The organism is Streptomyces sp. NBC_00459 (assembly GCF_036013955.1).
In the GTDB taxonomy this organism is placed as follows: domain Bacteria; phylum Actinomycetota; class Actinomycetes; order Streptomycetales; family Streptomycetaceae; genus Streptomyces.
In genome coordinates this window covers 7,882,238-7,905,104 of the sequence record NZ_CP107903.1, presented here as the reverse complement: position 1 = coordinate 7,905,104, position 22,867 = coordinate 7,882,238, and the positions used below count along the sequence as shown (strand labels likewise).

The window sequence follows — 22,867 nt, the reverse complement described above, 5'->3', positions numbered from 1 at the left end:
GAAACGCGTGCCGTCGCCGGTCAGTGCCCGTCCTGCCCGTTCTCTTCCAGGAGTCCTGCGTCGTACGCCAACAGGGCGATCTGTACTCGGTTGTTGAGGTCCAGCTTGGCGAGGATGCGGGAGACGTGCGTCTTGACGGTGGCGACGCTCATGAACAGGGCGGCGGCGATCTCGGCGTTCGCCCTGCCCTGGCCGACGGCGACCGCGACCTCGCGTTCCCGGTCGTTCAGCGCACCCATCCGCTCCCGGGCACCTGCCCGCCGGGTGTCGGCGGTGCCGCCCGCCGCGTGGGCCATCAACTGGCGGGTCACGGCGGGCGACAGGACGGGGTCGCCGGCCGCGACACGGCGTACCGCGGCGAGGATCTCGGCGGGCGGGGTGTCCTTGAGGACGAAGCCGGCGGCACCCGCGCGCAGGGCGCGCAGTACCTGGTCGTCGGCGTGGAAGGTGGTGAGGACCACGACCTGCGGGGCGTCCTTGAGGGCCCGCAGACGTTCGGTGGCGGCGAGGCCGTCCACCGTCGGCATCCGGATGTCCATGAGCACGACGTCCGGGCCGGTACGGCCGACGAGCGCCTCGACCTCGCTGCCGTCGGCGGCCTCGCCGACGATCTCGATGTCGTCGGCGCCGCCCATCATGAAGGACAGACCCGCCCGTACCAGGGGGTCGTCATCGACGAGGAGCAGTCTGATCACGGTCATGGCCCTACGTAATCACGGTTGTGCGGCGCCCGGACGTACAAGGCCGGCGCGGGCTACATTGCCGACCTGAACTCCCGTGAAGTGAGGGGCATTTCGTGCGCTACCGACTGCTGGGCCGGACCGGTCTGCGTGTCTCCGAGCTCTTCCTCGGGGCCATGACCTTCGGTGACCAGGGTGGGGTGGGGGCGCCCAAGGGGGAGTGCGCGCGCATCCTCGACGCGTACGAGGACGCCGGCGGGAATGTCGTCGACACCGCGATCAACTACCGCGGTGGTGCGAGCGAGACGATCCTGGGCGAACTCCTCAGGGGCCGGCGCGACCGGCTCGTACTGTCCACGAAGTACACGATCTCGCGCGACGGCGCCGACCCCAACGCCGCCGGCAACCACCGCAAGAACCTCACGCTGTCCCTGGAGACGAGCCTGCGGCGGCTCGGCACGGACTACGTCGACATCTACTGGGTGCACATCTGGGACCGCGCCACGCCCGTCGAGGAGACCATGCGCGCCCTCGACGACGCCGTGCGTTCCGGGAAGGTGCTCTACGTCGGCATCTCGGACGCCCCGGCCTGGGTGGTGTCCCGGGCGAACACGCTGGCCCAGTGGCGGGGCTGGACGCAGTTCGCCGCGCTCCAGGTGCCGTACAGCCTGCTCAACCGGGACATCGAGCGTGAACTGCTGCCGATGGCCGAGGCGTTCGGGATGTCGGTGGCGGCCTGGAGTCCGCTGCAGAACGGCATCCTGTCCGGCAAGTACACACGCGCGCGGGGCATCGCCCCCGACGAGTCGGTACGGCTGTCCGCGGACGCGATCGGCGAGCGCGAACACACGGTGGCGCGGGCGGTGCAGTCGGCGGCGGACGAACTCGGCGCGTCCCCGGCGCAGGTGGCCATCGCCTGGACCATGGCGCGCTCCCCCGCCGTGCACCCGATCGTGGGTGCGCGCCGGGTCGAGCAGCTCACGGACAACCTCGGCGCGGCCGAACTGACGCTCCCGGCGGACCTGGTGGCGAAACTGGACGAGACCACCGGCTTCCGGCCTGGCTTCCCCACCGAGTTCATCGAGGAGACCTCGGCCTGGGTGTACGGGGAGGCGGGACAACGGGTGGTGCCGCGTACGGTGCTCGCCTGAGAGCATCTGCGCTTCGCACCTCTGCGCAGAGGTGCGTCAGACACCCCACGGCAGCCAGGCCCGGACAGTGAATCCCCCGGCTCCGCCCGCGTCCTCACCGCCACCCCCGTCCGCCTGCGCGCCGTGCTCCAGCCGGCCGCCCGCCAGCGTCGCCCGTTCGGCCAGGCCGATGAGGCCCTGTCCGGAGCCGGGAACGTGCGGGACCTCCCCCGGGGGCGCGGGATTGCTCACGGAGACGGTCAGGCCGTCGCCCGGGGCGCCCGTGAGGGACACGGTGACCTCGGCGCCCGGGGCGTGTTTGCGGGCGTTCGTGAGGCCCTCCTGGACGATCCGGTAGGCGGTGCGGCCGACGGAGGCGGGGACGGCGGCCGGTGCCGTCACACGGCTGTCCAGCACGATCTTCATGCCGGCCTCGCGGGATTCGGTCACCAGGGTGTCGAGCGCGGCCAGCGTCGGCTGCGGGCGCCCCGCCTCCTCCGTGTCCCCGGCCCGCAGGACGCCGATGATCTCCCGCAGGTCCTGGAGCGCGTCGTGGGCGCTCTCCCGGATGACCCCGGCGGCCCTCGCGACCTCCTCGCGGGGCGCGTCGGGACGGAACTCCAGGGCTCCGGCGTGGACGCTCAGCAGGGTGAGCCGATGGGCGAGCACGTCGTGCATCTCGCGGGCGATGGCCTCGCGGGCGAGCCGCTGCGCCTGTTCGGCGCGCAGCAGCGCCTCCGCCTCGGCCCGCCGCAGCCGGTCCCGCAGGCTCAGCATGAGCTGCCGCTTGGACCGCACGAACATGCCCCAGCCGACCGCCGTCGCGATCAGCAGGACGCTGAGGGCCACCGAGACGAAGTACGGCAGGTCAGGGTCGGGGCGCAGCCAGTAGAAGAACGGCAGCACCGCGACGGAGGCAGCACCGACCAGGCCGACGTACCGGAAGGGCCGGTGCACGGCGAGGGAGAAGAGGGCGACCAGGCCGGCGCCGCCCGCGGTGCTCGACACCAGGCTGACCGCGAGCATCGCGAGGGCGAGGCCGAGCGGCCAGCGACGCCGCAGCCATACGGCGCCGCAGGAGAGGGCGCCGATCCACTGGTCGACGACGGCGACGGCGTGGGGGGTGTTCGGGTCGCCGACCAGGGCGTCGGCGCCCAGGACGCCGATCAGGACGGCCAGCAGGAAGCAGGTGAAGTCGACGACCCAGTCACGCGCGGTGCGCCGGGGTCGTGCGGACCTTCCGAACCATCCGGCCCGTTCTCCCGCCGAGCCGGAACCGGGGTGGGGACCAGGACCGGAACCGGGGTCGTGATCGAGTTCGTCGAGCACTGCAGACGGGAAGAGCCAGCGCCGCCCGGGGAACGCAGCCGGGGCCTCGGGCACGGATGTCGGTCTGTCACCACTCACGGTCGACAAATCTACGCAGTCCCGGCCCGCGCCACCCCCGGCCAGTCGTGATCGTCGACCAAAGTCGCGCCGCCGGAGACTTTCGACGCCGTTTCGGGGCGCGACCGGCGACTTCGGGGGAGGCCGCCTCACCCTGCGGCCGATGGAAGCGGGGGTCTGCGGAGCGAGGATTCCGGCATGAAGCAGTTACTGGAAATCGTCGGCTTTCTCGCCCTGGTGCAGGGTGTGTTGGGCCTGCTGAACGAATTCACCGACCTGCACTGGGGTCTCGTACAGAAGCTCGGTCTTCTCGACGGATACGAGATCTACGCGAGCGTGGCACTGCTCGTGCTGTCGTTCGCGCTGTTCGCCGCCGCCGAGGGCCGGAAGCCCGGGTGACCGGAGACCGGGTGATCGGAGACCGGGTGATCGGAGACCGGCGCCACGGCCTCCGCGCATCCGAACGTGCAGAGCCCATGGAGACGCCACGCACCAGGTTAACTTCCCGATAATTCATCGGACTTGACGGGAAAATCTCCAGAGTTGTCATTGACATGCCACTGTCTACGCGCGTCATCATGAGGCATGAGATTCCCCCCACGGATCACTCGTATCGGCGCTTCGGTCGCCGTCCTGTCCGCTCTCCTGGCCGGCGGTACCGTCACCGCCGGCACGGCGGGCGCCGCCACCTCGGCGGTCGGCAGCATCTGTTACGGCGACCTGCCGTCGCAGGCCTACACCACGCTCAACCTGATCGCGAAGGGCGGCCCCTACCCGTACTCGCAGGACGGCAGCGTCTTCCAGAACCGCGAACGCCTCCTGCCCAGCCAGAGCAGCGGCTACTACCACGAGTACACCGTCAAGACCCCCGGCTCCTCGACACGTGGTGCGCGCCGCATCATCACCGGCGAGGAGTACCAGGAGGACTACTACACGTCCGACCACTACGCCTCGTTCGACCTCGTCGACTACGGCTGCTGAGTCCCCCACGGCTCAGCCCTAGGAACGGTGCGACCCGTCGGAGGTCCGGCCCTGTGACCGGGTGGGTCTCCGACGGCCGCCGAACATCGGCATGCATCACTGAACAACAGACGGATGTGGCACCCGGCCGGTAAACAGGCTCGTCGCCGTGCGTCAGCCGAGTCCCTCACCGCAGAGTCCCTTGCCCCGCGCACCCCCCACACCACCACAGGCCGCGGGGCAAGGCGGTTCAACTGCTTCACGGCCACTGGCTGCGCGGTGACACCCCCGGACACACGGACAGGGGGCGCACCGGCGATCAGTGCACCCCCACCCGCATCCGACGTCCTGTCAACGCTCCTTACCAGCGGTACCAGCGGCCGCGCTTCCCGCCTGCTCCGGTGGAGCGGGCGAGGAATCCGACCAGCCAGACGACCAGGACGATCACGGCGATCCACCACAGGGCCTTCAGGGCGAACCCGGCGCCGAAGAGGATCAGGGCGAGCAGCAGAACCAGTATCAGGGGAATCATGGTTATCAACCTCCGTCCCGCCGTGTGCCCGGACCCGATCTCCGTACACGCCGAAAATTTATCTGTTTCTTATGCGGCGCTCGGGGCATCCGACCGGACTGCCCGCAGCACGGGGACACGCACGATGACCGGCACCGCCTTCCCGGCGGAGGGACCGGAGAGTCCGGCTCGCTGAGCCTCGCTGCGTCCGTGATCGGCGACTGGTCTGCCGGCATGGCGCGCGCTCGGGCGGGTGGACGCCGCACGTTGACGAGGAGGCGGCGGGATACCTGGGGAGGTCCGACGTCGCCTCCTCGTCCTTGCGGTGAAGGCTCAAGCCGCGCGGGCGGGCGCGAGGAACTCCCCGCCTTCCGCCCCGAGCCTTCCACCGGCGCCCCACCGGCACCTTCCGTGTGCGCCCGGGGCGCCGGTTCGTGGATTCCCATCTCGTGGAGCGTCTGCGCCTCCGCTTCGGGGGCACACGCACGGCGGTGGATCGGGGGGCGAACGCCACCCGGCCGAAGACCGCTGCGAGCCGCCGACCCGTGGGAGCCCCGATGCCGACCGCCGTACCGGAAAGAGCCACAGGAGCGACTGGAGAAGGACCCGACGTCCGGCCGGGCCGCTCGTCCGCCCTGCCCCGCGGCACCGGCAGGACCGCCGCGCGCATCGGCGCACTGACCGTCTGCCAGGCAGCCCTGATGGTGGGCTTCGGGCTCCTGATCACGGGACCCGCCCGGCACGTGTGGCCCCTGACGGTCGAGGACAACGTCAACGAGGGATTCGAGCGGATCCGTACGGGCCCGCTCACCACCCTGTCGTACCTCGGCTCGGAGGCCGGCAACACCCTCACGGTGATCGCCGTCACCCTGCTGGCCTGCGTGGCTCTGCTGCTGGTGCCCCGGCTGCCGATGTGGCGTCAGGCGGTCTTCCTCGCCGTGGCCGTCTCGCTCCAGTCGCTGGTGTTCCTGGCCGTCACCGAGTCGGTGGACCGTACCCGCCCGGACGTGCAGCGCGTCGACGACTCCCCGCCCACGTCCAGCTACACCTCCGGCCACACCGGCGCGGCGACCGCGCTCTACGCCGGACTCGCGGTGCTCGTGCTGGCCCGGGTCCGCAGGCCGTGGCGGTGGCCGCTGGCCGGGCTGCTGTTCCTCGTGCCGCTGGCCGTAGGCGTCGCCCGCCTCTACCGGGGCATGCACCACCCCACGGACGTGATCGGCGGACTGGCCAACGGCGCCCTGTCCCTGCTGATCGTCGGCCGTGCCCTGTTCACCGACGGGTCAGTGGCCGCCGTCCCCTCGCCGCGGACCGGGCCCGACGACGCGACCGCCGGGGCCCGGGAGCGCGAGCCCGGCAGCACCGCCGTGATCTTCAACCCCACGGTGACCGGCGAAGCAGCCCTCGAGAAGCTGCGGCGGGTCCTCGAACAACACGGCCACCGCGCACCGGCGTTCATCGAGACCACCGCCGACGACCCGGGCACAGGCCAGGCGGCCGGTGCGGTCCGTGACGGAGCGACGCTGATCGTGGTCTGCGGCGGCGACGGAACCGTCAGGGCGGCCGCGGACGCCCTGGCCGGCAGCGGGGTACCGCTCGTCGTGGTCCCCTGCGGCACCGGCAATCTGCTGGCCCGCAACCTGGGCCTGCCGCTCAACCCTTCCGCCGCGCTCGACGCCGCACTGTCCGGCGCTCCCCGGCGCCTCGACCTCGGCCACATCGAGGGCGACGGTCTCGCCCCCACCCACTTCGCCGCGATGTCCGGGGCGGGACTCGACGCCGCGATGCTCGAACACACCGACGACCGTGCCAAGTCCGCCGTGGGCTGGCCCGCCTACGTGCTCGCCACCGTCGCCACGCTGCGCACGCCCCGGATGCGGCTGACGGTCCGGCTCGACGACGCACCCGTTCTGCACCGCACGGCCCGCATGGTGCTCCTCGCCAACGTCGGGACCGTACAAGGCGGTCTCACGCTCCTCCCGGCGGCCCGGCCCGACGACGGACTGCTCGATCTGCTGATCCTCGACCCTCGCGGCCCCGGCGGATGGATGCGCGCGGTGGGCGTACTGATGCGCGGCCGCAGCCGGAACTCGCGGCCCGCCACCGTCGACCACCTCGTGCCCGAGGGCACCGGCACGAAGGGCGTACCGGTGGAGTTCCTCACCTTCCGGCGGGCCGAACTCACCTTCGCCGCACCGCAGTCGCGTGAACTCGACGGTGACCCGGTGTCCCACGGCCGACGTCTCACCGCCGAGGTCAGGCCCGGCGCGCTGACCGTCCTGCTGCCCACCAGGGGGAAGTGAATGGGCACCGCCACAAAGGTCCCCGAGACCCGCGACATGTCCGGCGACGAGCTCTCGGCCGACGAGGCACTGACGTCGCTGCGCCGCTACGGCCGCTGGCCGCTGCTGCGCGACTCCTTCGTCCGGTTCCGCTACGCCGACGGCTTCAGCCATTCCCGCGCGCTCGCCCTCCAGACCGTGCTGTCGGTGATCCCGCTGGCCATCGCCTTCGTCGGACTGTCCACCACGCTGCACACGGAGAACATCGGACGACTCGCCGAACTGACCATCCACCGGCTCGCACAGGGGCCCAGCGCCGAAGTCGTCGACGACGCCCTGGACCGCAGCCGCCGCAGTGCGGGAAACGGTGCACAGATCGCCCTCTGGTTCGGCCTGCTCTTCTCCATGATCAACGTCACCACCGCGATGTGCCAGATCGAACGCGGTGCCAACCGGATCTACGGAAACGAACGGGACCGCCCCTTCCGCCAGAAGTACCTGCGCGGGCTCGTGATGTCCCTCTGCGCCGGGATTCCGCTCGGCCTGGGGTTCATCGTGATGGTGGCCGGCGGTGACCTGGCCGCCTCGGCGGTGACGGTGTATCACCTCGACGGCGACGCCAGGACGGTCTGCGAGATCCTGCGCTGGCCCTTCGGCCTGCTGCTCGCCCTGCTCTCGGCCAGTCTGATCTTCCGGCGCTCCCCCCGGCGCCGACAGCCCGGCTACACCTGGCTGGCCTTCGGCGCCGCCGTGTATCTCGTGCTGTGGACGGTCCTGACCTGGCTGTTGAGTCTGTACCTGGGCATCAGCGGGTCCTTCGACACGGTCTACGGCCCGCTCAGCGCCTTCATGTCGCTGCTGATCTGGGCCTATCTGACCTCCATCGCCCTCTTTCTGGGGCTGGCGTTCGCCGCGCAGTTGGAGGCCGCGCGGGCGCTGCGGCCCGGTCCGATCCAAGCCGACCCGGGAGTCTGAATGGTGGTCCGCGCCACGGCCCAGCGCCTTCGTGACCGTCGCCGCCGGGCGGCCGACCGGAGATTCGGCATCCACCTGCTCGGTTCGGCCGCTGTCGCCGCCGTCGCCGCCGTCCCCTTCGGCCTGCTGCTCGTCCTGGTCGAGGGGCAGTGGCAGCCACTGCGCCGTCTCGACGCGGGCGCGGCACGGAGGTTGCACGAGACCGCCCTCGAACACCCGGCGTGGACGGACACCCTGCGCTTCCTGTCCGACCGGTTGTGGGACCCGTTCACCCTGCGGACGGTCGTCGCCCTGCTGACGGTGTGGCTGCTGTACCGACGGGCCTGGCGGCTCGCCGCCTGGTCCGCCGTGACGGCCGTGGCCGGCGGACTCATCGGGCTGCTGGTAAAGACGGTTGTCGAGCGAGCCAGGCCGTCCCTGGTGGATCCGGTCGCGCACGCACCGGGATTCTCCTTCCCGTCGGGCCACGCGATGACCGCGACCACCTCCTTCGCGATCCTGCTCCTGGTTCTGCTGCCCCTGGTCCCGCGCGCTCTGCGGTCGCTGTGCTGGTGCGCCGCGGTCGTGTCCGTGCTCGGCGTCGGCTTCACCCGGATCGCGCTCGGCGTGCACTGGTTCAGCGATGTCGTGGGCGGCTGGCTCCTGGGCCTCGCCGTGGTCGCCCTCACGGCATGGGCCTTCGAGGCCTGGCGCAGCGACGCGGGCCGCGGACATGCCGATCTGCGAGACGGCCTGGAGCCCGAACTCACCGGGGCCCACCCCGAACCCGGCCCGTCCGGCCGGGAGTTCTCCGACCGGTCCGTACGCGGCTGACGGCCGGGCCCAAGAGCTTCCCGAACCGGGTTACGCGTTCTTCGGGAGCTCGTACGTGCCGTACTCCGGGCGGCCCGCGAGCTCGTAGGTCTGGATGGAGACGCCCGCCGCGGTCGTACGGCCTCCGACGTGCCGGAAGGCGGTCGGGACGGCGCCCTCCGCGAAGAGGCGGCGCCCGGCGCCGAGGACGACCGGGAAGGTCAGCAGATGGACCTTGTCGACGAGGTCGAGGGCGAGGAGGGACTGGGCGAGGGCACCGCTGCCGTGCACCTGGACCTCACGGTCGGTGCGCTCCTTGAGAGCGGTGACCTCTTTACCGAGGTCGCCGCCCAGCACGCTCGTGCCGGCCCACCGGGGGTCCTTGAGGCTCGCGGAGGCGACGTACTTCGGCAGGGCGTTCAGCCGGGACGCGACCGGGTCGGCGGGGTCGGTGACCTTGGGCCAGTACGAGGCGAAGATGTCGTACGTACGGCGGCCCAGGAGGAAGGCGTCGACGCGTCCGAAGACCTCCTCGACGAACCGGCCGAAGTCCTCGTCCCCGTACGGGACGCTCCAGCCGCCCTGCTCGAAGCCGTCCCGCGGGTCCTCCTTGGGGCCGCCGGGGGCCTGGTAGACACCGTCGAGGGTGACGAAGGAGGTGAGGGTGAGGGTGCCCATGGCGGTTGCCTGCTCTCTCGGAGGGTCTGCTGTCATCAGCTCAGACCCCGTAGGCGCCCGCAACTCATCGGCCGGTGGACTGCGGAGCACCGGACATCGGTGTCCGCTCACCGCCAGCACGCGATACCGCCCACCGCTGCAATGGTCGTATGAAGACTTCTTACGGACCCCTGAACGGCAAGGTCGCGCTGGTTACCGGCGGCAGCCGCGGCATCGGAGCGGCGACGGCGCTGCGGCTCGCCCAGGAGGGCGCGGACGTGGCCGTCACCTACGTGAACGGCAAGGAGGCGGCGCAGGACGTCGTACGGGCTGTCGAGGCGCTGGGACGCCGTGCGGTGGCCCTGCGGGCGGACTCGGCGGACGCGGTGGAGGCAGCCGGGTCGGTGGAGCGTACGGCGGAGATGCTCGGTGGCCTGGACGTGCTGGTGAACAACGTGGGCGTCGGCGTCCTCGGACCGCTGGCGGGCCTAACCCTTGCGGACGTCGACCGCGTGCTGGCGGTGAACGTGCGCGGCGTGTTCCTGGTCTCCCAGGCAGCCGCCGGGCGCATGACCCACGGCGGCCGGATCATCACGATCGGCACCTGTATGACCCAGCGGGTGCCCGGCCCCGGCGGCACCCTGTACGCGATGAGCAAGTCGGCCCTGGTGGGTCTGACAAAGGCGCTGGCCAGGGAACTGGGCGCCCGCGGAATCACGGCGAACATCGTGCACCCCGGCCCGATCGACACGGACCTCAACCCGGCCGACGGCCCGTACGCCCCCGCCCAGTCCGCGCTGACCGCCCTGGGCCGCTTCGGCCGCACGGAGGAAGTGGCGACAACCGTCGCCCACCTCGCGACGGCCGACTACGTCACAGGCGCCGAATACTCCGTGGACGGAGGCCACGCGGCGTAACAGCCGGACGAGCCCCCGCCGTCAGCCAAGGCGAGCACCCCGAATCGGAGCACAGGCCTCCCACCTCGGGCGTGATCCGGGGAGCACAGCCCCGGGCTGGTCCCAGGGCCCCAGCCCTCACTGGGGTGCAGGGCAAAGCCCGGGTGGGGTGCAGGGCAAAGCCCGGGTGGGGTGCAGGGGAGGCAGTCCCGCGGGGGAGGCAGAGGGCAAAACCCGGGTGGGATACAGCGGACGCAGTCCCGCGGGGGACGCAGAGGGCAAAGCCCGGGTGGAATGCAGGGGAGGCAGTCCCGCGGGGGAGGCAGAGGGCAAAACCCGGGTGGGATACAGCGGACGCAGTCCCGCGGGGGACGCAGAGGGCAAAACCCGGGTGGAATGCAGGGGAGGCAGTCCCGCGGGGGAGGCAGAGGGCGAAGCCCGAGCGGGGTTCAGGGGACGCAGTCCCCGCAGGGGGTTCAGGGGACGCAGTCCCCGCAGGGGGTCCAGGGGGCGCAGCCCCCTGGTGGGGTCGAAGGGGCGGAGCCCCTGGGGATGGGACGGGTAGGGGCGGCGGGGGCGAGAAAGGGGGCTGAGGCGGACCCCCTGGCCCAGCCGCCCACTCCCCCACCCCATCTCCCTGCAGCCCGTGGCCCCACACCCCGCACCACCGCCGGAGGCAACCTCAGCCCCCCAACCCCCGATGCCGAGCCGCCAGTTCCCCCGCCCCCTCCTCCGTCAGAGAGCCGAACAGCCGCAGCCGTGAGATCCCGCCGTCGGGATAGATGTCCACGCGCGCGTGCGTGCCCGCCGCCGGGGTCGGCAGAACAAAGCGGTGGTTGGTGTCGGGCTGGAGGCGGGTCCGCGGGACGATCTCCGTCCACTCACCGCTCTCGCCGTCCCGGAGCGACACCGTCGCCCACCCCGCACTGTTCCCCTTGAGATACGCCGTGTCGATCTCCAGCGCCCGGATCTCCGCCCGCGCCACCAGCCGGTAGCGGATCCAGTCGTTGCCCTGGTCGCGGCGGCGACGCGTCTCCCACCCGTCGTCCATCTTGCGGGAGCGCCCCGGCTGGATGGTGTTCGACGCCGGTGAGTAGAAGCGGTCGGACGCGTCCTCGGCCCGGCCGCCGTTCTCCAGGGCGACCACGTCGAAGGTGCCCAGCGCCGCCAGCCACTCCGGGTCCGGGACCACCTCGCCGTACACCCGCAGACGCGCGATCCCCCCGTCGGGATGCTGGTTCACCCGCAGGTGCGTGAAGCGCTGTTCGAGGGACACCTCGAAGCCGTTCGCCGCGTGGCCGCCCACCTTCGTGCGGGGTACGAGCGTCGTCCACTTCACGTCGTCCGCCAGCAGTTCCTCGGGGGACGGTGAGCCGGGCACCGATACGCCCTCCACCGACACGGCCTGCGGATAGTTGCCGCGGAAGTGGGCGGTGTCGACCACGATGCCGCGTACGACACCCGGCGCGCCGAGCCGTACCAGCGCCCAGTCGTGGTCCTCGGCCGTCGGCCACGGGTGCTCGGCGGACGCGCCGCGCCGACGCCGTGTCTCCCAGCCGTCCATGATCTTGCCCTTGTGGCCGAAATGCTCGGGCACGAACTCGGCGGGCCCGGGCACCAGCATGTTCTCGCGGTCGGCGAAGAACTCGTCGTTGGCGGCGATCACCCCGGCCCCGAGGCGGCGGTCGGCGAGGTCGGCGTACTGGGCGAAGGGGAAGTCCGCGGTGCGGTAGTCCGCGTACGGGTCACCGCCTCCGTAGGGGTTCGCGTCGCCGGTGAAGCTCGGAATCGCGGTCACGGTGATCAGTTCTGCCTTTCGGAGTCGGCGCTGCGGGTGCCGGGAACAGAGGAAGGGAGAGGGCGGAGCGGGAGTGCGGAGAGGGAAGGCTGAGGGGAAAGGCGGGTCAAGGCACGCGGGTGAGGAGTTGACCCTTCGGTTCGGTGAACTCGCCCTCCGCCACGATGCGTTCGCCGCGCAGCCACGTCGATCTGACGACGCCGCTGAGGGTTTTGCCCGCGTACGCGGTCACGCGGTTGCGGTGTTGCAGGGCGGCCGGGTCCACGGTGAACGTCTCGTCCGGCGCGAGTACCGCGAAGTCGGCGTCCCGGCCCGCCTCGATGGCGCCCTTGCGTGCGCCGAGGCCCACAAGTGCGGCCGTGCGTGTGGACATCCAGCGCACGACGTCCTCCAGGGAGTGGCCCCGGGTCCGCGCCTCGGTCCACACCGCCGCGAGGCTCAGCTGGAGCCCCGAGATGCCGCCCCACGCCGTGGCGAAGTCGGCGGTCTTCAGGTCGGCGGTGGACGGTGAGTGGTCGGTGACCACGCAGTCGATCGTGCCGTCGGCCAGCGCCTGCCACAGCAGATCCTGGTTGGCGGCCTCCCTGATGGGCGGGCAGCACTTGAACTCGCTGGCCCCGTCCGGGACTTCCTCGGCGGTGAGGGTCAGATAGTGCGGACACGTCTCCACGGTGATCCGCACGCCGTCCGCCTTCGCCGCCGCGATCAGCGGCAGCGCGTCGCTCGACGACAGGTGCAGGACGTGCACGCGCGCGTGCAGACGCCTCGCCTGCTCGATCAGGTCGGCGATCGCCCTGTCCTCCGCGCCGCGCGGGCGCGAGGCGAGGAAGTGGGCGTACTCGGGGCCGCCCCGCTGCGGGGCCGAGTCGAGGTGGTGCGGGTCCTCGGCGTGCACGATGAGGAGTCCGTCGAAGCCGGCGATCTCGGCCATGGACCGGGCGAGTCGCTCCTGGTCGAGGTGCGGGAACTCGTCCACACCGGACGGCGACAGGAACGCCTTGAAGCCGAAGACACCGGCATCGTGCAGGGGGCGCAGGTCCTTGACGTTGTCGGGCAGCGCGCCGCCCCAGAATCCGACGTCGATGTGCGCCTTGCCGGCGGCCACCTCCCGCTTGGTACGGAGGTGGTCGACCGTGGTCGTCGGCGGGAGGGAGTTGAGAGGCATGTCGACGAGGGTGGTGATGCCGCCGGCCGCCGCGGCACGCGTGGCGGTCCAGAAGCCCTCCCACTCCGTGCGTCCGGGGTCGTTGACGTGTACGTGGGTGTCGACCAGCCCGGGCAGCAGGACGTCGTCGCCGAAGTCCTCCAGGCGCGCGCCGGGCGGTACGTCGGCCTCGTACGGGAGGACGGCCGCGATCCGGCCGTCGGCGACCGCCACGGTGGCCGCACGCGTCCCCTCGGGCGTGATGACGCGCGTCGAACGCAGCACCAGTTCGATGTCGGACACCCGGACCCCTCTCTGTCACCTCTGACACCGTGAATTCCGCTGTTAACTTCCACGTAACGGAATTCAACTTTCTGTTGAAGGAGTCTTCACCGACCGCCTCGCACCGTCAAGAGTCACCCTGCCGACCCGCCCGACCCGGCGCCAACCGGGGCGGCAACCTGGATGTTTCCACAAGACGGAATTAGACTTCCGGAAAACAGAACGTAGCCATACGCCCGCAGGCCGTCAAGCAACCGCCCGGTAGGCTGCACCATCGCCTGTCAGCAGTGAAAGGAACGCGCCGTGCCGACGCCCAGCGCCAGCTCCACCGACGCCGCCAAACCCGCCGCCGCCGGCGGTGGTGTCCAGTCCCTGGAGCGCGCCTTCGATCTGCTGGAGCGCATGGCGGACGCGGGCGGTGAAGTCGGCCTCAGCGAACTGTCCGTGAGCAGCGGGCTTCCTCTGCCGACCATCCACCGGCTCATGCGCACGCTCGTGTCCTGCGGTTACGTACGCCAGCAGCCCAACCGCCGGTACGCGCTGGGCCCGCGCCTGATCCGCCTCGGCGAGTCCGCGTCCCGGCTGCTCGGCACCTGGGCCCGCCCCTACCTGGCCAGGCTGGTCGAGGAGACCGGCGAGACGGCCAACATGGCGCTCCTGGACGGCGACGAGATCGTGTACGTGGCGCAGGTTCCGTCCAAGCACTCGATGCGCATGTTCACCGAGGTGGGCCGGCGCGTCCTGCCGCACTCCACCGGCGTCGGCAAGGCCCTGCTCGCCAACATCCCGCCGGACGAGGTGCGTTCCCTGCTCGCGCGTACGGGCATGCCGGCCGCGACGGAGAAGACGCTCACGACCCCGGACGGCTTCCTGGCCGCCCTGGAGGACGTGCGCCGCCTCGGTTACGCGGTCGACGACAACGAGCAGGAGATCGGCGTCCGCTGTCTCGCGGTCTCCGTTCCCGACTCCCCCACCGCTGCCGCGATCTCGATCTCGGGCCCGGCGGGACGGGTCACCGAGGAGGCGACGGAGAGGATCGTGCCCGTACTGAAGCAGGTCGCGGCCGAACTGTCGGTGGCACTGGCCAGCACGGGCAACCCCGCCCACTGACTTCCGGCCGTCGACCGGCGGCGGACCGGAGAAGTCCGGTGCGACGCGGCTCCACCGGTCGGGCGGGGTCGGCCCTCACCGCCCCCGGGACCATTCACCCCGCGCCCGGGCGGAGAACGTACGGCCCGTCCTGGGGGACCGCGCCGGAGCCACCGGGCCGCGGCGACATCAGCCGCTCTCAGACCCCATCCGCCGGAAAGGCCCTAGCGGCGCGGTGGACTCCCGAACAGCTCCACCGCCGCGCGGACGTCCGACAGCCCTCGGGCCAGTGCGCTGACCGAGCCGATCGCGCCGGCGATCAGGAGCAACGAGCGGCGCAGGCGCGGGATTTCGGGGCTGCCGGTGATCGTCATCGCGGCCAGGCAGGCCAGTTCGTCCTCGGCGATGCCACGGTCGGGGAACTCGGCCGGATGCGCGGCGAGTTCGCGGCGCAGCCGGGACACCGCGGTCCGCAACTCCGCCACTCTCGGATCCTCGTCGCTGCCGGTCACCGACCTCTGTCCCAAGCTCCGCAACACAGCTCCCCCACCGGCCCCCACGCGCGTCCCGCACGCCCCCGTCGCACTGGTCGGGCGCCGGGGACGCGGGACAGTAAACGCCACCCGTGCGACAGGCGCCACACCACAGACCGAAATTCAGCCCATGAACGTCAATGAACGTCAATGAACGCCGATGAACACCGCCGGTCCGGGCTCCGGGTCGGGTATGCAGGAGGCATGACGGAGAAACCGGACCAGGTGGCGGGGCTGCTGCTCGCGGCAGGCGGAGGGCGACGGCTCGGTGGGCGACCCAAGGCCCTGCTCGAACACCGTGGACACCTCCTCGTCGAACGCGCGGCCGAAGCCCTGCGCGCGGCGGGCTGCACCCCGGTCCATGTCGTCCTCGGGGCGCAGTCCGACGACGTGCGGAAACGGGCGGAGCTGCCCGGGTGCGTCCTGGTGGACAACCCGGAGTGGGCGGAGGGCATGGGGTCCTCGCTGCGGGCCGGGCTGACGTCCCTGCGCGGCACAGGGGCCCGCGCGGCCCTCGTCTCGCTCGTCGACCAACCGGGCATCGGACCGGAGGCCATGGCCCGCGTCCTCGCCGCGTACGTCTCCGAGGCGTCCCTGGCGGCGGCCTCGTACGGCGGAACACGCGGGCATCCCGTGCTGTTCGGCGCCGCCCACTGGACGGGCGTCGCGGCGGCGGCGGTCGGTGACCGTGGCGCCCGTGACTACCTCAAGGTCCACTCCGACGCGATCGCACTCGTCGAGTGCGGCGACGTGGGGCAGCCGTACGACATCGACACGCCCGCCGACCTGGACCATCTGACGTGAGGGCTGCTCGCCACGAAGAATCTCGACGTCAACAAATTATTGAACTTCCACGATGAGGAAACTAGCATCCACTGATCAGAAACATCCGTCCCAAGCAGCTCACAGCAGCTCACATCAGTCCCGCTGAAGGAAGTGACCGCTCATGTCCGCACCAGCGCCGTCCCCGCTGGCCATCGTCGACGCCGAGCCCCTGCCCCGGCAGGAGGAGGTGCTCACCGACGCGGCGCTGGCCTTCGTGGCCGAGCTGCACCGGCGGTTCACACCCCGGCGTGACGAGCTTCTCGCGCGCCGTGCGGAGCGCCGCGCGGAGATCGCCCGCACCTCGACCCTCGACTTCCTTCCCGAGACGGCCGCGATCCGCGCCGACGACTCCTGGCGGGTCGCCCCGTCCCCCGCGGCCCTGAACGACCGGCGCGTCGAGATCACCGGCCCGACCGACCGCAAGATGACGATCAACGCCCTCAACTCGGGCGCCAGGGTCTGGCTCGCGGACTTCGAGGACGCCTCCGCGCCGACCTGGGAGAACGTGGTCCTCGGTCAGGTCAACCTCGCCGACGCGTACACCCGGAACATCGACTTCACCGACCCGAAGAGCGGCAAGTCGTACGCCCTCAAGGCCGATGCCGAACTCGCGACCGTCGTCATGCGCCCCCGCGGCTGGCACCTGGGCGAGCGCCACCTCCAGGTCGACGGGCAGCAGGTCCCCGGCGCCCTCGTCGACTTCGGCCTCTACTTCTTCCACAACGCGCAGCGGCTCATCGACCTCGGCAAGGGGCCGTACTTCTATCTCCCCAAGACCGAGTCGCACCTCGAAGCCCGCCTGTGGAACGACGTGTTCGTCTTCGCGCAGGACTACGTCGGTATCCCGCAGGGCACCGTCCGCGCGACCGTCCTCATCGAGACGATCACGGCCGCGTACGAGATGGAGGAGATCCTCTACGAACTCCGCGACCACGCCTCGGGGTTGAACGCCGGCCGCTGGGACTACCTGTTCTCCATCGTCAAGAACTTCCGTGACGGCGGCGCCAAGTTCGTCCTCCCGGACCGCAACGCCGTGACGATGACAGCCCCGTTCATGCGCGCCTACACCGAACTCCTCGTCCGCACCTGCCACAAGCGCGGCGCGCACGCGATCGGCGGCATGGCCGCGTTCATCCCGTCCCGGCGTGACGAAGAGGTCAACAAGGTCGCCTTCGAGAAGGTCAAGGCCGACAAGGACCGTGAGGCCGGTGACGGTTTCGACGGCTCCTGGGTCGCCCACCCCGACCTCGTCCCGATCGCCATGGCCTCCTTCGACGCGGTCCTCGGCGACCGGCCGAACCAGAAGGACCGCCTGCGCGAGGACGTCCACGTCGAGGCCGCCGACCTGATCGCCGTCGACTCGCTCAAGGCCAGTCCGACGTACAACGGACTGGTCAACGCCGTGCAGGTCGGCATCCGTTACATCGAGGCGTGGCTGCGCGGGCTCGGCGCGGTCGCCATCTTCAACCTCATGGAGGACGCGGCCACCGCCGAGATCTCCCGCTCGCAGATCTGGCAGTGGATCAACGCGGGCGTCGAGTTCGAGCACGCCGGGAGCACGGTGAAGGCCACGCCCGAGCTCGCCCGCAAGGTCGCCGCCGAGGAACTCGCCGACATCCGCGCCGAGATCGGCGAGGAGGCCTTCGCGGCCGGCCACTGGCAGCAGGCCCACGACCTGCTCCTCACCGTCGCCCTCGACGACGACTACGCGGACTTCCTGACCCTGCCGGCGTACGAGCAGCTCAAGGGCTGACCCGCTGGTCTTCTAGGAATCCGCCTTGTCCGAGTGGCCCAGGGACCTTCCCGGGGCCACTCGGTCGCGTACTGCCTGCTTCACGGCCGTGGGCTCCGGGAAACCCTGTTCCTTGCGGTCCCAGATCACCTCGTCGTCGACGCGGACGACGAACACACCGCCGGTGCCGGGCTTGAGCGACAGCTCGCCGAGCTCCGTCTCGAAGGTGGTGAGCAGCTCCTGTGCCAGCCAGGCCGCACGGGGCAGCCAACGGCACTGGGTGCAGTACTCGATCTGTACGACGGGGGCGTGGGGGCTCATCCGAGATGCACCGACCAATCCTGTTCCGCCGCCGGCCTGCCGTGCAGGTCCGGGACCCGCTTGAGCCAACTCGGGCGGCCTCGCTGTGTCTTCGCCGCCCGGAGGGCCTCCTCGGCGGCGAGTTCCTCCCGGGTGGGGAAGTCGGTGGGCAGCCAGGCGGCCGAGGCCCGCACGCGTGCGTGCAGGTAACCGACGTACGCGTCCCTGACGTCGTCCGGTGTCGCGAAGCCCGGTTCGCCGGCCAGCCAGGCGTCCGGTACCTCGGCCGCGATGCCGCGCAGCAGGTCCTCGGTCACCCGGGGAGCCAGTTCGGCGTCGGCGGCCCGGGTGTCCGGGGTGTAGTGGCCGAGGGCGTGGTGGCGGAAGTCGTAGGCCTTGGTGGGGTCGGCGCCGTCCCAGCGGTGGTGGAAGACGAGGGCGGCGCCGTGGTCGATGAGCCACAGGCGCGGGGGCGCGATGCCGAGCGTCGGCCAGATCATCAGGTTGGAGCTGTGGACCGTACGGTCCACGTTGGCGGTCAGCGCGTCGAGCCAGATGACCTTCCCGGCCTCCAGCGGGTCGACCGTGCAGCGCGCGGCCACCTCCGGGGTGAAGTCCCGCGCGCCCGGCAGATGGTCCATGCCGAGGTTCAGGCCGGCGCTGGCGCTGTGCAGGTCCCGTACTTCCTGGTGGGGTTCCTCGTCGGCGATCTCGGGGTCGAAGTGCACGAGCACCAGCTCGGGGAAGCGCAGTCCCAGGGCGCGAGCCAGCTCTCCGACGATCACTTCGGCGACCAGCGCTTTGCGGCCCTGCGCCGAGCCGGTGAACTTCACGACGTAGGTGCCGAGGTCGTCGGCCTCGACCACCGCCGGAACGGAACCGCCTGATCTCAGGGGCTCGACGTAGCGGGTTGCCGTGACCTCTCTCATGCCGTGAGCATAGTGATCAGGTGTGACAGCCGGTACGGCATTTCTCAGGCCCAGGAAGGATGCCCCTCCGGTGTGCTGCCGGTGGTGAGCTTGCGGGCGCCCGTGCCGTCCGCGCGGATCGCCCAGATCGCCGGCCGGTCGAAGGGCCCCCGGACGAAGGCCACCCACTTGCCGTCCGGTGACCAGACCGGGTCCATCTCCTGCGCGGCCGTCCGCACCAGTGCCCTGTCGTCGCTGCCGTCGGTCCTGGTGATGTGGATGTCTCCCCCCGTGCCCTCGCCGGGTGCGCCGGCGGTGTACGCGAGGTGGCGGCCGTCCGGGGACCAGACAGGGTCCAGCGCCCGCCGGGACTGGTGGGTCACCTGCACGGGTTCGGCGCCCGGCTTTGCCGGATCGACGAAGTGGACCTGCCAGCCCGACGTCTTCTGCAGGCAGACGGCGATGAGCTTGCCGTTGGGGGACCAGGCCGGGTCGTCCACCTTCCCGGTGCCGGTGGTCAGTTGCTGCGCGGAGCCGTCCGAGACGTTCACGGCGAACAACTGCTGCACACCGTCCTCGTCGCGGCGCAGGACGGCCAGTCGCTCGCCGTCCGGGGACCAGGAGACCCGGCCGCCCGAGATGGCGCCGATCCGGCGGACGTCGCTGCCGTCCGCGTTCGCCGTCCACACGGCCGACCCTTCCGCCGTCTTGCGGGTGAACGCGAACGACTCATGGTCGGGGGACCACTGCGGGAGGGCGTCGCAGGTCCCGTCGATCAGCCGTTCGGGGTTGTCCGTCGTGGAGTCGCGGCGGCCGATCACGCTGTGGCATTCCGACGATCCGGGGTCCGTGTCCAGCCGGACCAGCAGCGCGTCGTCGGTGAACGCGGCGGGGGTCGATCGCCGGGGCGACGGCGAGGCTCCGCCGGCCTTGTCGGCTCCGGGCGCGCCGGAACCATTCCAGGGCTGCCACACGAGCAGCCCCGCGACGGCCGCCGCGACCAGCACCGCTACCGTGACCGTCCGTCGGCGCCCGCGCCGGACCCCGGCGCCGCCCATCGGTCCGGCACCGCCGGGCGGGACGGGCGCGGGTTCGAGGACCGGCGGGGGCCCGAAGCCGGGGCCGGGCGGCGACTGGACGGTCGCGGGGTAGGAGGCCACGGCCCGGTCCTCGGCAGACGCCGACGGGGTGGGCGTGGCAGGGCGCGGGTCGGTGCCCAGAGGCTGCCCGTCGGCGACCGGCGGGGGCGCGGCCACCGTCGCACGCTGGTCACTGGCCGGAGCCCATCCATCAACGACCGGCGGCGACACGGCCACCGTCGTGCGTGGATCGGTGGCCAGGGCCTGTCCATCAGCGACCGGCGGCGGACCGGACACCGCCGTACGCGGATCGGTGGGCACGGCCGACGGGCGGTCCGCCGCCGCAAGGTGCGCGGCAGGGGCCTGTCTGCGCAGGAGCGCGGTCGCCTCGGCGGGCAGCCACTCGTCCGCCGGATGCCGGACCGTGAGCTGGTCGAGGAACTCCGACGGGCCGGGGCGGTCGAGCGGGTCCTTGGCCAGACAGGCCGCGACCAGTCCGCGCAGCAGGTCGGGCACGTCCGTGAGGTCCGGCTGTTCGTGGACGACGCGGTAGGGCCAGGCGGCCGACGCCCCGTCGCCGAAGGGAGCGCGGCCCGCCGCCTGGCTGAGCACCACGCCCAGGGCGAACATGTCCACCGCGGGAGTGAGCGTGCCGCCGGTGAGCTGCTCCGGCGCGAGGAAGCCGAGCGTGCCGATCTGGAACCCGGTCTGGGTGAGGGCCGTACCGTCGAGGGCCCGCGCGATGCCGAAGTCGATGACCCGGGGGCCGTCCTCCGCGACGATGATGTTGGCGGGTTTCAGGTCGCGGTGGATGACCCCGGCCTGATGGATGGCTGCCAGCGCCTCGGCGAGACCGGCGGCCAGCACGGTGAGCGTGTCCTCTGGAAGGGGGCCCACCTGGTCGAGCACGTCCCGCAACGTGGGGCCGGGCACGTAGGCCGTCACCAGCCAGGCCGGCTCGCCCTCAGGGTCCGCGTCCACGACCGGCGCGGTGTGGAAGCCGCCGACGCGGCGGGCCGCGGCCACCTCGTCGGCGAATCTGCGCCGGAAGCCCGGTTCCGTGCTCAGTTCGGGCCGTACGACCTTGACGGCCACCGCCCGGCCCGACCGCGACCGGCCGAAGTAGACGACGCCCATTCCGCCCTGGCCGAGCCGTCCGACCAGCCGGTACCTGCCGTCTCCGACAGAGGCGGGATCACCTGCTCCGAGCGGTTTCATGACTCCCCCATCCCCCTCGTCGAGCGGCCACAATCAGCCGCAAGTCTCCCCAATACCGGCCATCAGTCTAGATGTCTCGCTCATGACGTCACCGGGTCCGGAACGGTTCCCCTCACCCCGCCCGTTCACCCCGCCAGCGGATTCCGCAGCGGCAGATAGCGGGCGTCCGCCCCGTCCGCGCCGGTCCAGCGCAGCAGCAGGTTGGTCTTGCCTGGCAGGGTGGGCGAGGCGAGGAGTGCGGCGGCCTCGGGGAGGTCGTGGCGGGACAGCTCCCGGCGTACGGCCTGCCAGGGGTCGAAGCCCGGGTGGCGTTCCCGCAGCACCTCCGCGACCTCCGTGAGGTGGTTGACGACCAGGCAGTACACGAGCCGTTCCCAGCCCGCCGCCCGCGTCACCTCCGGCAGCAGCTTCACGCCCTCCGCGTCCCGGTACAGGGCCTGTACGGGGGTTCCGTGAGCGTCGACCGCGATCAGGCAGTTCTGGAGGTGGGCCTCGATGACGACGCCGTGCCGTGCGAACAGTTCGACGACCGGTGGCACGGCACAGCGCAGATACGCCGTCCACCAGGCGGCCGGGTCGGCGAGCCCGTCGAGCGGGTTGCCGTCGAAGCCCTCGACCAGCGCGGCGGCGAGCAGCGGGGTGGCGCCCGGTACGACGTGGTCGCGCAGGCCGTCACGGACCAGGACCGCCAGCTCCTCGAAGGCGAAGCCGGCGGTGCGGTAGCCGCGGTCGCTCAGCCAGGCGCCGGAGGTCCGGGCAGCTGCGGCGGTCACCGCGCTGTCGGTGTCGCGCAGCTTCAGCAGGTCGTGGCGCCAGAGTCGGCGTACGTCGTTGGTGATGCGGACGTCGAGGCTGAACTTGACGAAGAGATCGCGCTCGGGCGCGTACAGCGTGCGGATCGCCGCCGTGGGCCAGGTGTCGAACGTGGTCGTGCCGAGCCGGATCAGCCGTCCGTCCGCGAAGGCGTCCGTCAGGCTCGGGCCGACGAGGTCGAGCTGCCAGGGGTGGGCGGGCAGCAGCCGGTAGCCGGGCGGGGCCGTGCCGAACGCGTCGAGCGCGGACACGTCACCCTCCTCGACGACAGCGTCCTCGCGCACGCCGAGGAGCACCAGCGGGAAGGCGGCGTACGCCTCGGGCGCGTACGGCAGCCAGCCCGCGACGGGGCCGCCGCCGCGTGCCTTGGGCGCCGGGTGGTAGGGGTGCCCGGTGAGAAGGGACTGCTCGGAGCGCCGGTACGGGTCGTCCGGCGGGGTGGTCCGGTCGCGGGCGGTGAGCAGTGCGGCGACCGCGTCCCTGCTGTCGGTCATCTCGGCGGGCAGCTCGGGGTTGGACAGGCCGGTGTGCGCCTGGAGTTCCTCGGCCACGAGCTTGACGAGTTCGGCGTGCCCGACCGGGTGCCAGGTGCCGCCGTCCGTGTTCACCTCGGGCGCCGCGGGCCGCCGCGCTCCGCGTACGCGCAGCAGGCGCTCCCCGCTCGGCAGCCGGTACACGCGCGACTCGCCCGCCGAGCCGGGGACCGGTTGTGCCACTTCCCGGAGCAGGCAGTTGAGCAGGGGCGCGGTCGCGTACGCGTCGGCGCGCGCCCCGATGCCGTCGTGCGCGGGCATGGCCGGGGGTGCGGTGGGGGGCCTGGTGGGGTCCACGCGTTCCCTCGATTCTTACGCTGCTTCCCTACGGTCGCGGTTTCCCG

At 71.6% G+C, this 22,867-nt stretch carries 21 protein-coding genes; 10 read left to right on the top strand and 11 right to left on the bottom strand.

Going from position 1 to position 22,867, the window contains the following annotated elements; genetic code table 11:
• Positions 1 to 20 precede the first annotated feature (20 nt).
• On the bottom strand, positions 21 to 701 hold the full coding sequence (locus OHN74_RS34825; RefSeq protein WP_327698540.1) for a response regulator transcription factor: 681 nt from the start codon (positions 699 to 701) through the stop codon (positions 21 to 23).
• 95 nt (positions 702 to 796) lie between these two features.
• Here OHN74_RS34825 and OHN74_RS34820 point away from each other — a divergent pair, with 95 nt between their 5' ends.
• The gene (locus tag OHN74_RS34820) at positions 797 to 1,831 is read left to right on the top strand and encodes an aldo/keto reductase (protein ID WP_327698539.1); all 1,035 of its coding nucleotides are present in this window, start codon (positions 797 to 799) and stop codon (positions 1,829 to 1,831) included.
• 36 nt (positions 1,832 to 1,867) lie between these two features.
• On the opposite strand, the gene OHN74_RS34815 is transcribed toward OHN74_RS34820, so the two are convergent.
• Complete coding sequence (locus tag OHN74_RS34815; protein WP_327698538.1) at positions 1,868 to 3,217, bottom strand: sensor histidine kinase; 1,350 nt, start codon at positions 3,215 to 3,217, stop codon at positions 1,868 to 1,870.
• A gap of 177 nt (positions 3,218 to 3,394) precedes the next feature.
• Here OHN74_RS34815 and OHN74_RS34810 point away from each other — a divergent pair, with 177 nt between their 5' ends.
• Positions 3,395 to 3,595: a hypothetical protein gene (locus tag OHN74_RS34810; RefSeq protein ID WP_327698537.1), complete on the top strand. Its 201-nt coding sequence runs from the start codon at positions 3,395 to 3,397 to the stop codon at positions 3,593 to 3,595.
• Positions 3,596 to 3,781: 186 nt separating this feature from the next.
• Entirely contained in the window at positions 3,782 to 4,177 is a 396-nt protein-coding gene (locus OHN74_RS34805; protein ID WP_327698536.1) for a ribonuclease domain-containing protein, read from the top strand.
• Between the two features lie 340 nt (positions 4,178 to 4,517).
• On the opposite strand, the gene OHN74_RS34800 is transcribed toward OHN74_RS34805, so the two are convergent.
• On the bottom strand, positions 4,518 to 4,688 hold the full coding sequence (locus tag OHN74_RS34800) for a hydrophobic protein (RefSeq protein WP_327698535.1): 171 nt from the start codon (positions 4,686 to 4,688) through the stop codon (positions 4,518 to 4,520).
• A 536-nt stretch (positions 4,689 to 5,224) separates the two neighbouring features.
• Between OHN74_RS34800 and OHN74_RS34795 the strand changes: the two genes are divergently transcribed.
• The 3 genes from OHN74_RS34795 to OHN74_RS34785 are packed head-to-tail and all read left to right on the top strand — an operon-like array spanning position 5,225 to position 8,737.
• Complete coding sequence (locus OHN74_RS34795; RefSeq protein ID WP_327698534.1) at positions 5,225 to 6,970, top strand: diacylglycerol kinase family protein; 1,746 nt, start codon at positions 5,225 to 5,227, stop codon at positions 6,968 to 6,970.
• The gene (locus OHN74_RS34790; RefSeq protein WP_327698533.1) at positions 6,971 to 7,924 is read left to right on the top strand and encodes a YihY/virulence factor BrkB family protein; all 954 of its coding nucleotides are present in this window, start codon (positions 6,971 to 6,973) and stop codon (positions 7,922 to 7,924) included. It begins immediately after the preceding gene.
• Positions 7,925 to 8,737 (top strand): phosphatase PAP2 family protein, encoded by an 813-nt coding sequence (locus OHN74_RS34785; protein ID WP_327698532.1) that lies wholly within the window; start codon positions 7,925 to 7,927, stop codon positions 8,735 to 8,737.
• 30 nt (positions 8,738 to 8,767) lie between these two features.
• Here OHN74_RS34785 and OHN74_RS34780 read toward each other — a convergent pair whose 3' ends face one another.
• Positions 8,768 to 9,394, bottom strand: coding sequence for a dihydrofolate reductase family protein (locus tag OHN74_RS34780; protein WP_327700379.1), 627 nt, complete (start codon positions 9,392 to 9,394; stop codon positions 8,768 to 8,770).
• Between the two features lie 149 nt (positions 9,395 to 9,543).
• Between OHN74_RS34780 and OHN74_RS34775 the strand changes: the two genes are divergently transcribed.
• Positions 9,544 to 10,290, top strand: coding sequence for an SDR family oxidoreductase (locus tag OHN74_RS34775; RefSeq protein WP_327698531.1), 747 nt, complete (start codon positions 9,544 to 9,546; stop codon positions 10,288 to 10,290).
• A gap of 661 nt (positions 10,291 to 10,951) precedes the next feature.
• Here OHN74_RS34775 and alc read toward each other — a convergent pair.
• Both alc and allB read right to left on the bottom strand, forming a co-directional pair.
• Positions 10,952 to 12,067, bottom strand: coding sequence for an allantoicase (gene alc, locus OHN74_RS34770; RefSeq protein ID WP_327698530.1), 1,116 nt, complete (start codon positions 12,065 to 12,067; stop codon positions 10,952 to 10,954).
• A 106-nt stretch (positions 12,068 to 12,173) separates the two neighbouring features.
• Complete coding sequence (gene allB / locus OHN74_RS34765; RefSeq protein ID WP_327698529.1) at positions 12,174 to 13,514, bottom strand: allantoinase AllB; 1,341 nt, start codon at positions 13,512 to 13,514, stop codon at positions 12,174 to 12,176.
• Between the two features lie 282 nt (positions 13,515 to 13,796).
• On the opposite strand from allB, the gene OHN74_RS34760 reads away from it, so the two are divergent.
• Positions 13,797 to 14,603, top strand: a complete 807-nt coding sequence (locus tag OHN74_RS34760; protein ID WP_327698528.1) for an IclR family transcriptional regulator — start codon at positions 13,797 to 13,799, stop codon at positions 14,601 to 14,603.
• A gap of 203 nt (positions 14,604 to 14,806) precedes the next feature.
• Here the strand turns inward: OHN74_RS34760 and OHN74_RS34755 are convergent, their stop codons facing one another.
• Positions 14,807 to 15,094: a DUF5955 family protein gene (locus tag OHN74_RS34755; protein ID WP_327700378.1), complete on the bottom strand. Its 288-nt coding sequence runs from the start codon at positions 15,092 to 15,094 to the stop codon at positions 14,807 to 14,809.
• Positions 15,095 to 15,319: 225 nt separating this feature from the next.
• Here OHN74_RS34755 and OHN74_RS34750 point away from each other — a divergent pair, with 225 nt between their 5' ends.
• Both OHN74_RS34750 and aceB read left to right on the top strand, forming a co-directional pair.
• Positions 15,320 to 15,919 carry a nucleotidyltransferase family protein gene (locus OHN74_RS34750; protein ID WP_327698527.1) on the top strand — a complete coding sequence of 200 codons (600 nt, stop codon included), beginning with the start codon at positions 15,320 to 15,322 and terminating at the stop codon, positions 15,917 to 15,919.
• Positions 15,920 to 16,061: 142 nt separating this feature from the next.
• Positions 16,062 to 17,693 (top strand): malate synthase A, encoded by a 1,632-nt coding sequence (gene aceB / locus OHN74_RS34745; protein WP_327698526.1) that lies wholly within the window; start codon positions 16,062 to 16,064, stop codon positions 17,691 to 17,693.
• 12 nt (positions 17,694 to 17,705) lie between these two features.
• Here aceB and OHN74_RS34740 read toward each other — a convergent pair whose 3' ends face one another.
• The 4 genes from OHN74_RS34740 to OHN74_RS34725 all read right to left on the bottom strand — a co-directional run bounded on the left by OHN74_RS34740 (position 17,706) and on the right by OHN74_RS34725 (position 22,784).
• A complete protein-coding gene (locus tag OHN74_RS34740; RefSeq protein WP_327698525.1) occupies positions 17,706 to 17,993 on the bottom strand; it encodes a SelT/SelW/SelH family protein in 288 nt (95 codons plus the stop codon).
• Positions 17,990 to 18,901: a HipA family kinase gene (locus tag OHN74_RS34735; protein WP_327698524.1), complete on the bottom strand. Its 912-nt coding sequence runs from the start codon at positions 18,899 to 18,901 to the stop codon at positions 17,990 to 17,992. The genes OHN74_RS34740 and OHN74_RS34735 overlap by 4 nt, the downstream gene beginning before the upstream one ends.
• Positions 18,902 to 18,945: 44 nt before the next feature.
• Positions 18,946 to 21,177 carry a protein kinase domain-containing protein gene (locus tag OHN74_RS34730; RefSeq protein WP_327698523.1) on the bottom strand — a complete coding sequence of 744 codons (2,232 nt, stop codon included), beginning with the start codon at positions 21,175 to 21,177 and terminating at the stop codon, positions 18,946 to 18,948.
• A 125-nt stretch (positions 21,178 to 21,302) separates the two neighbouring features.
• Positions 21,303 to 22,784, bottom strand: a complete 1,482-nt coding sequence (locus OHN74_RS34725; RefSeq protein ID WP_327700377.1) for an IucA/IucC family protein — start codon at positions 22,782 to 22,784, stop codon at positions 21,303 to 21,305.
• Positions 22,785 to 22,867 lie beyond the last annotated feature (83 nt).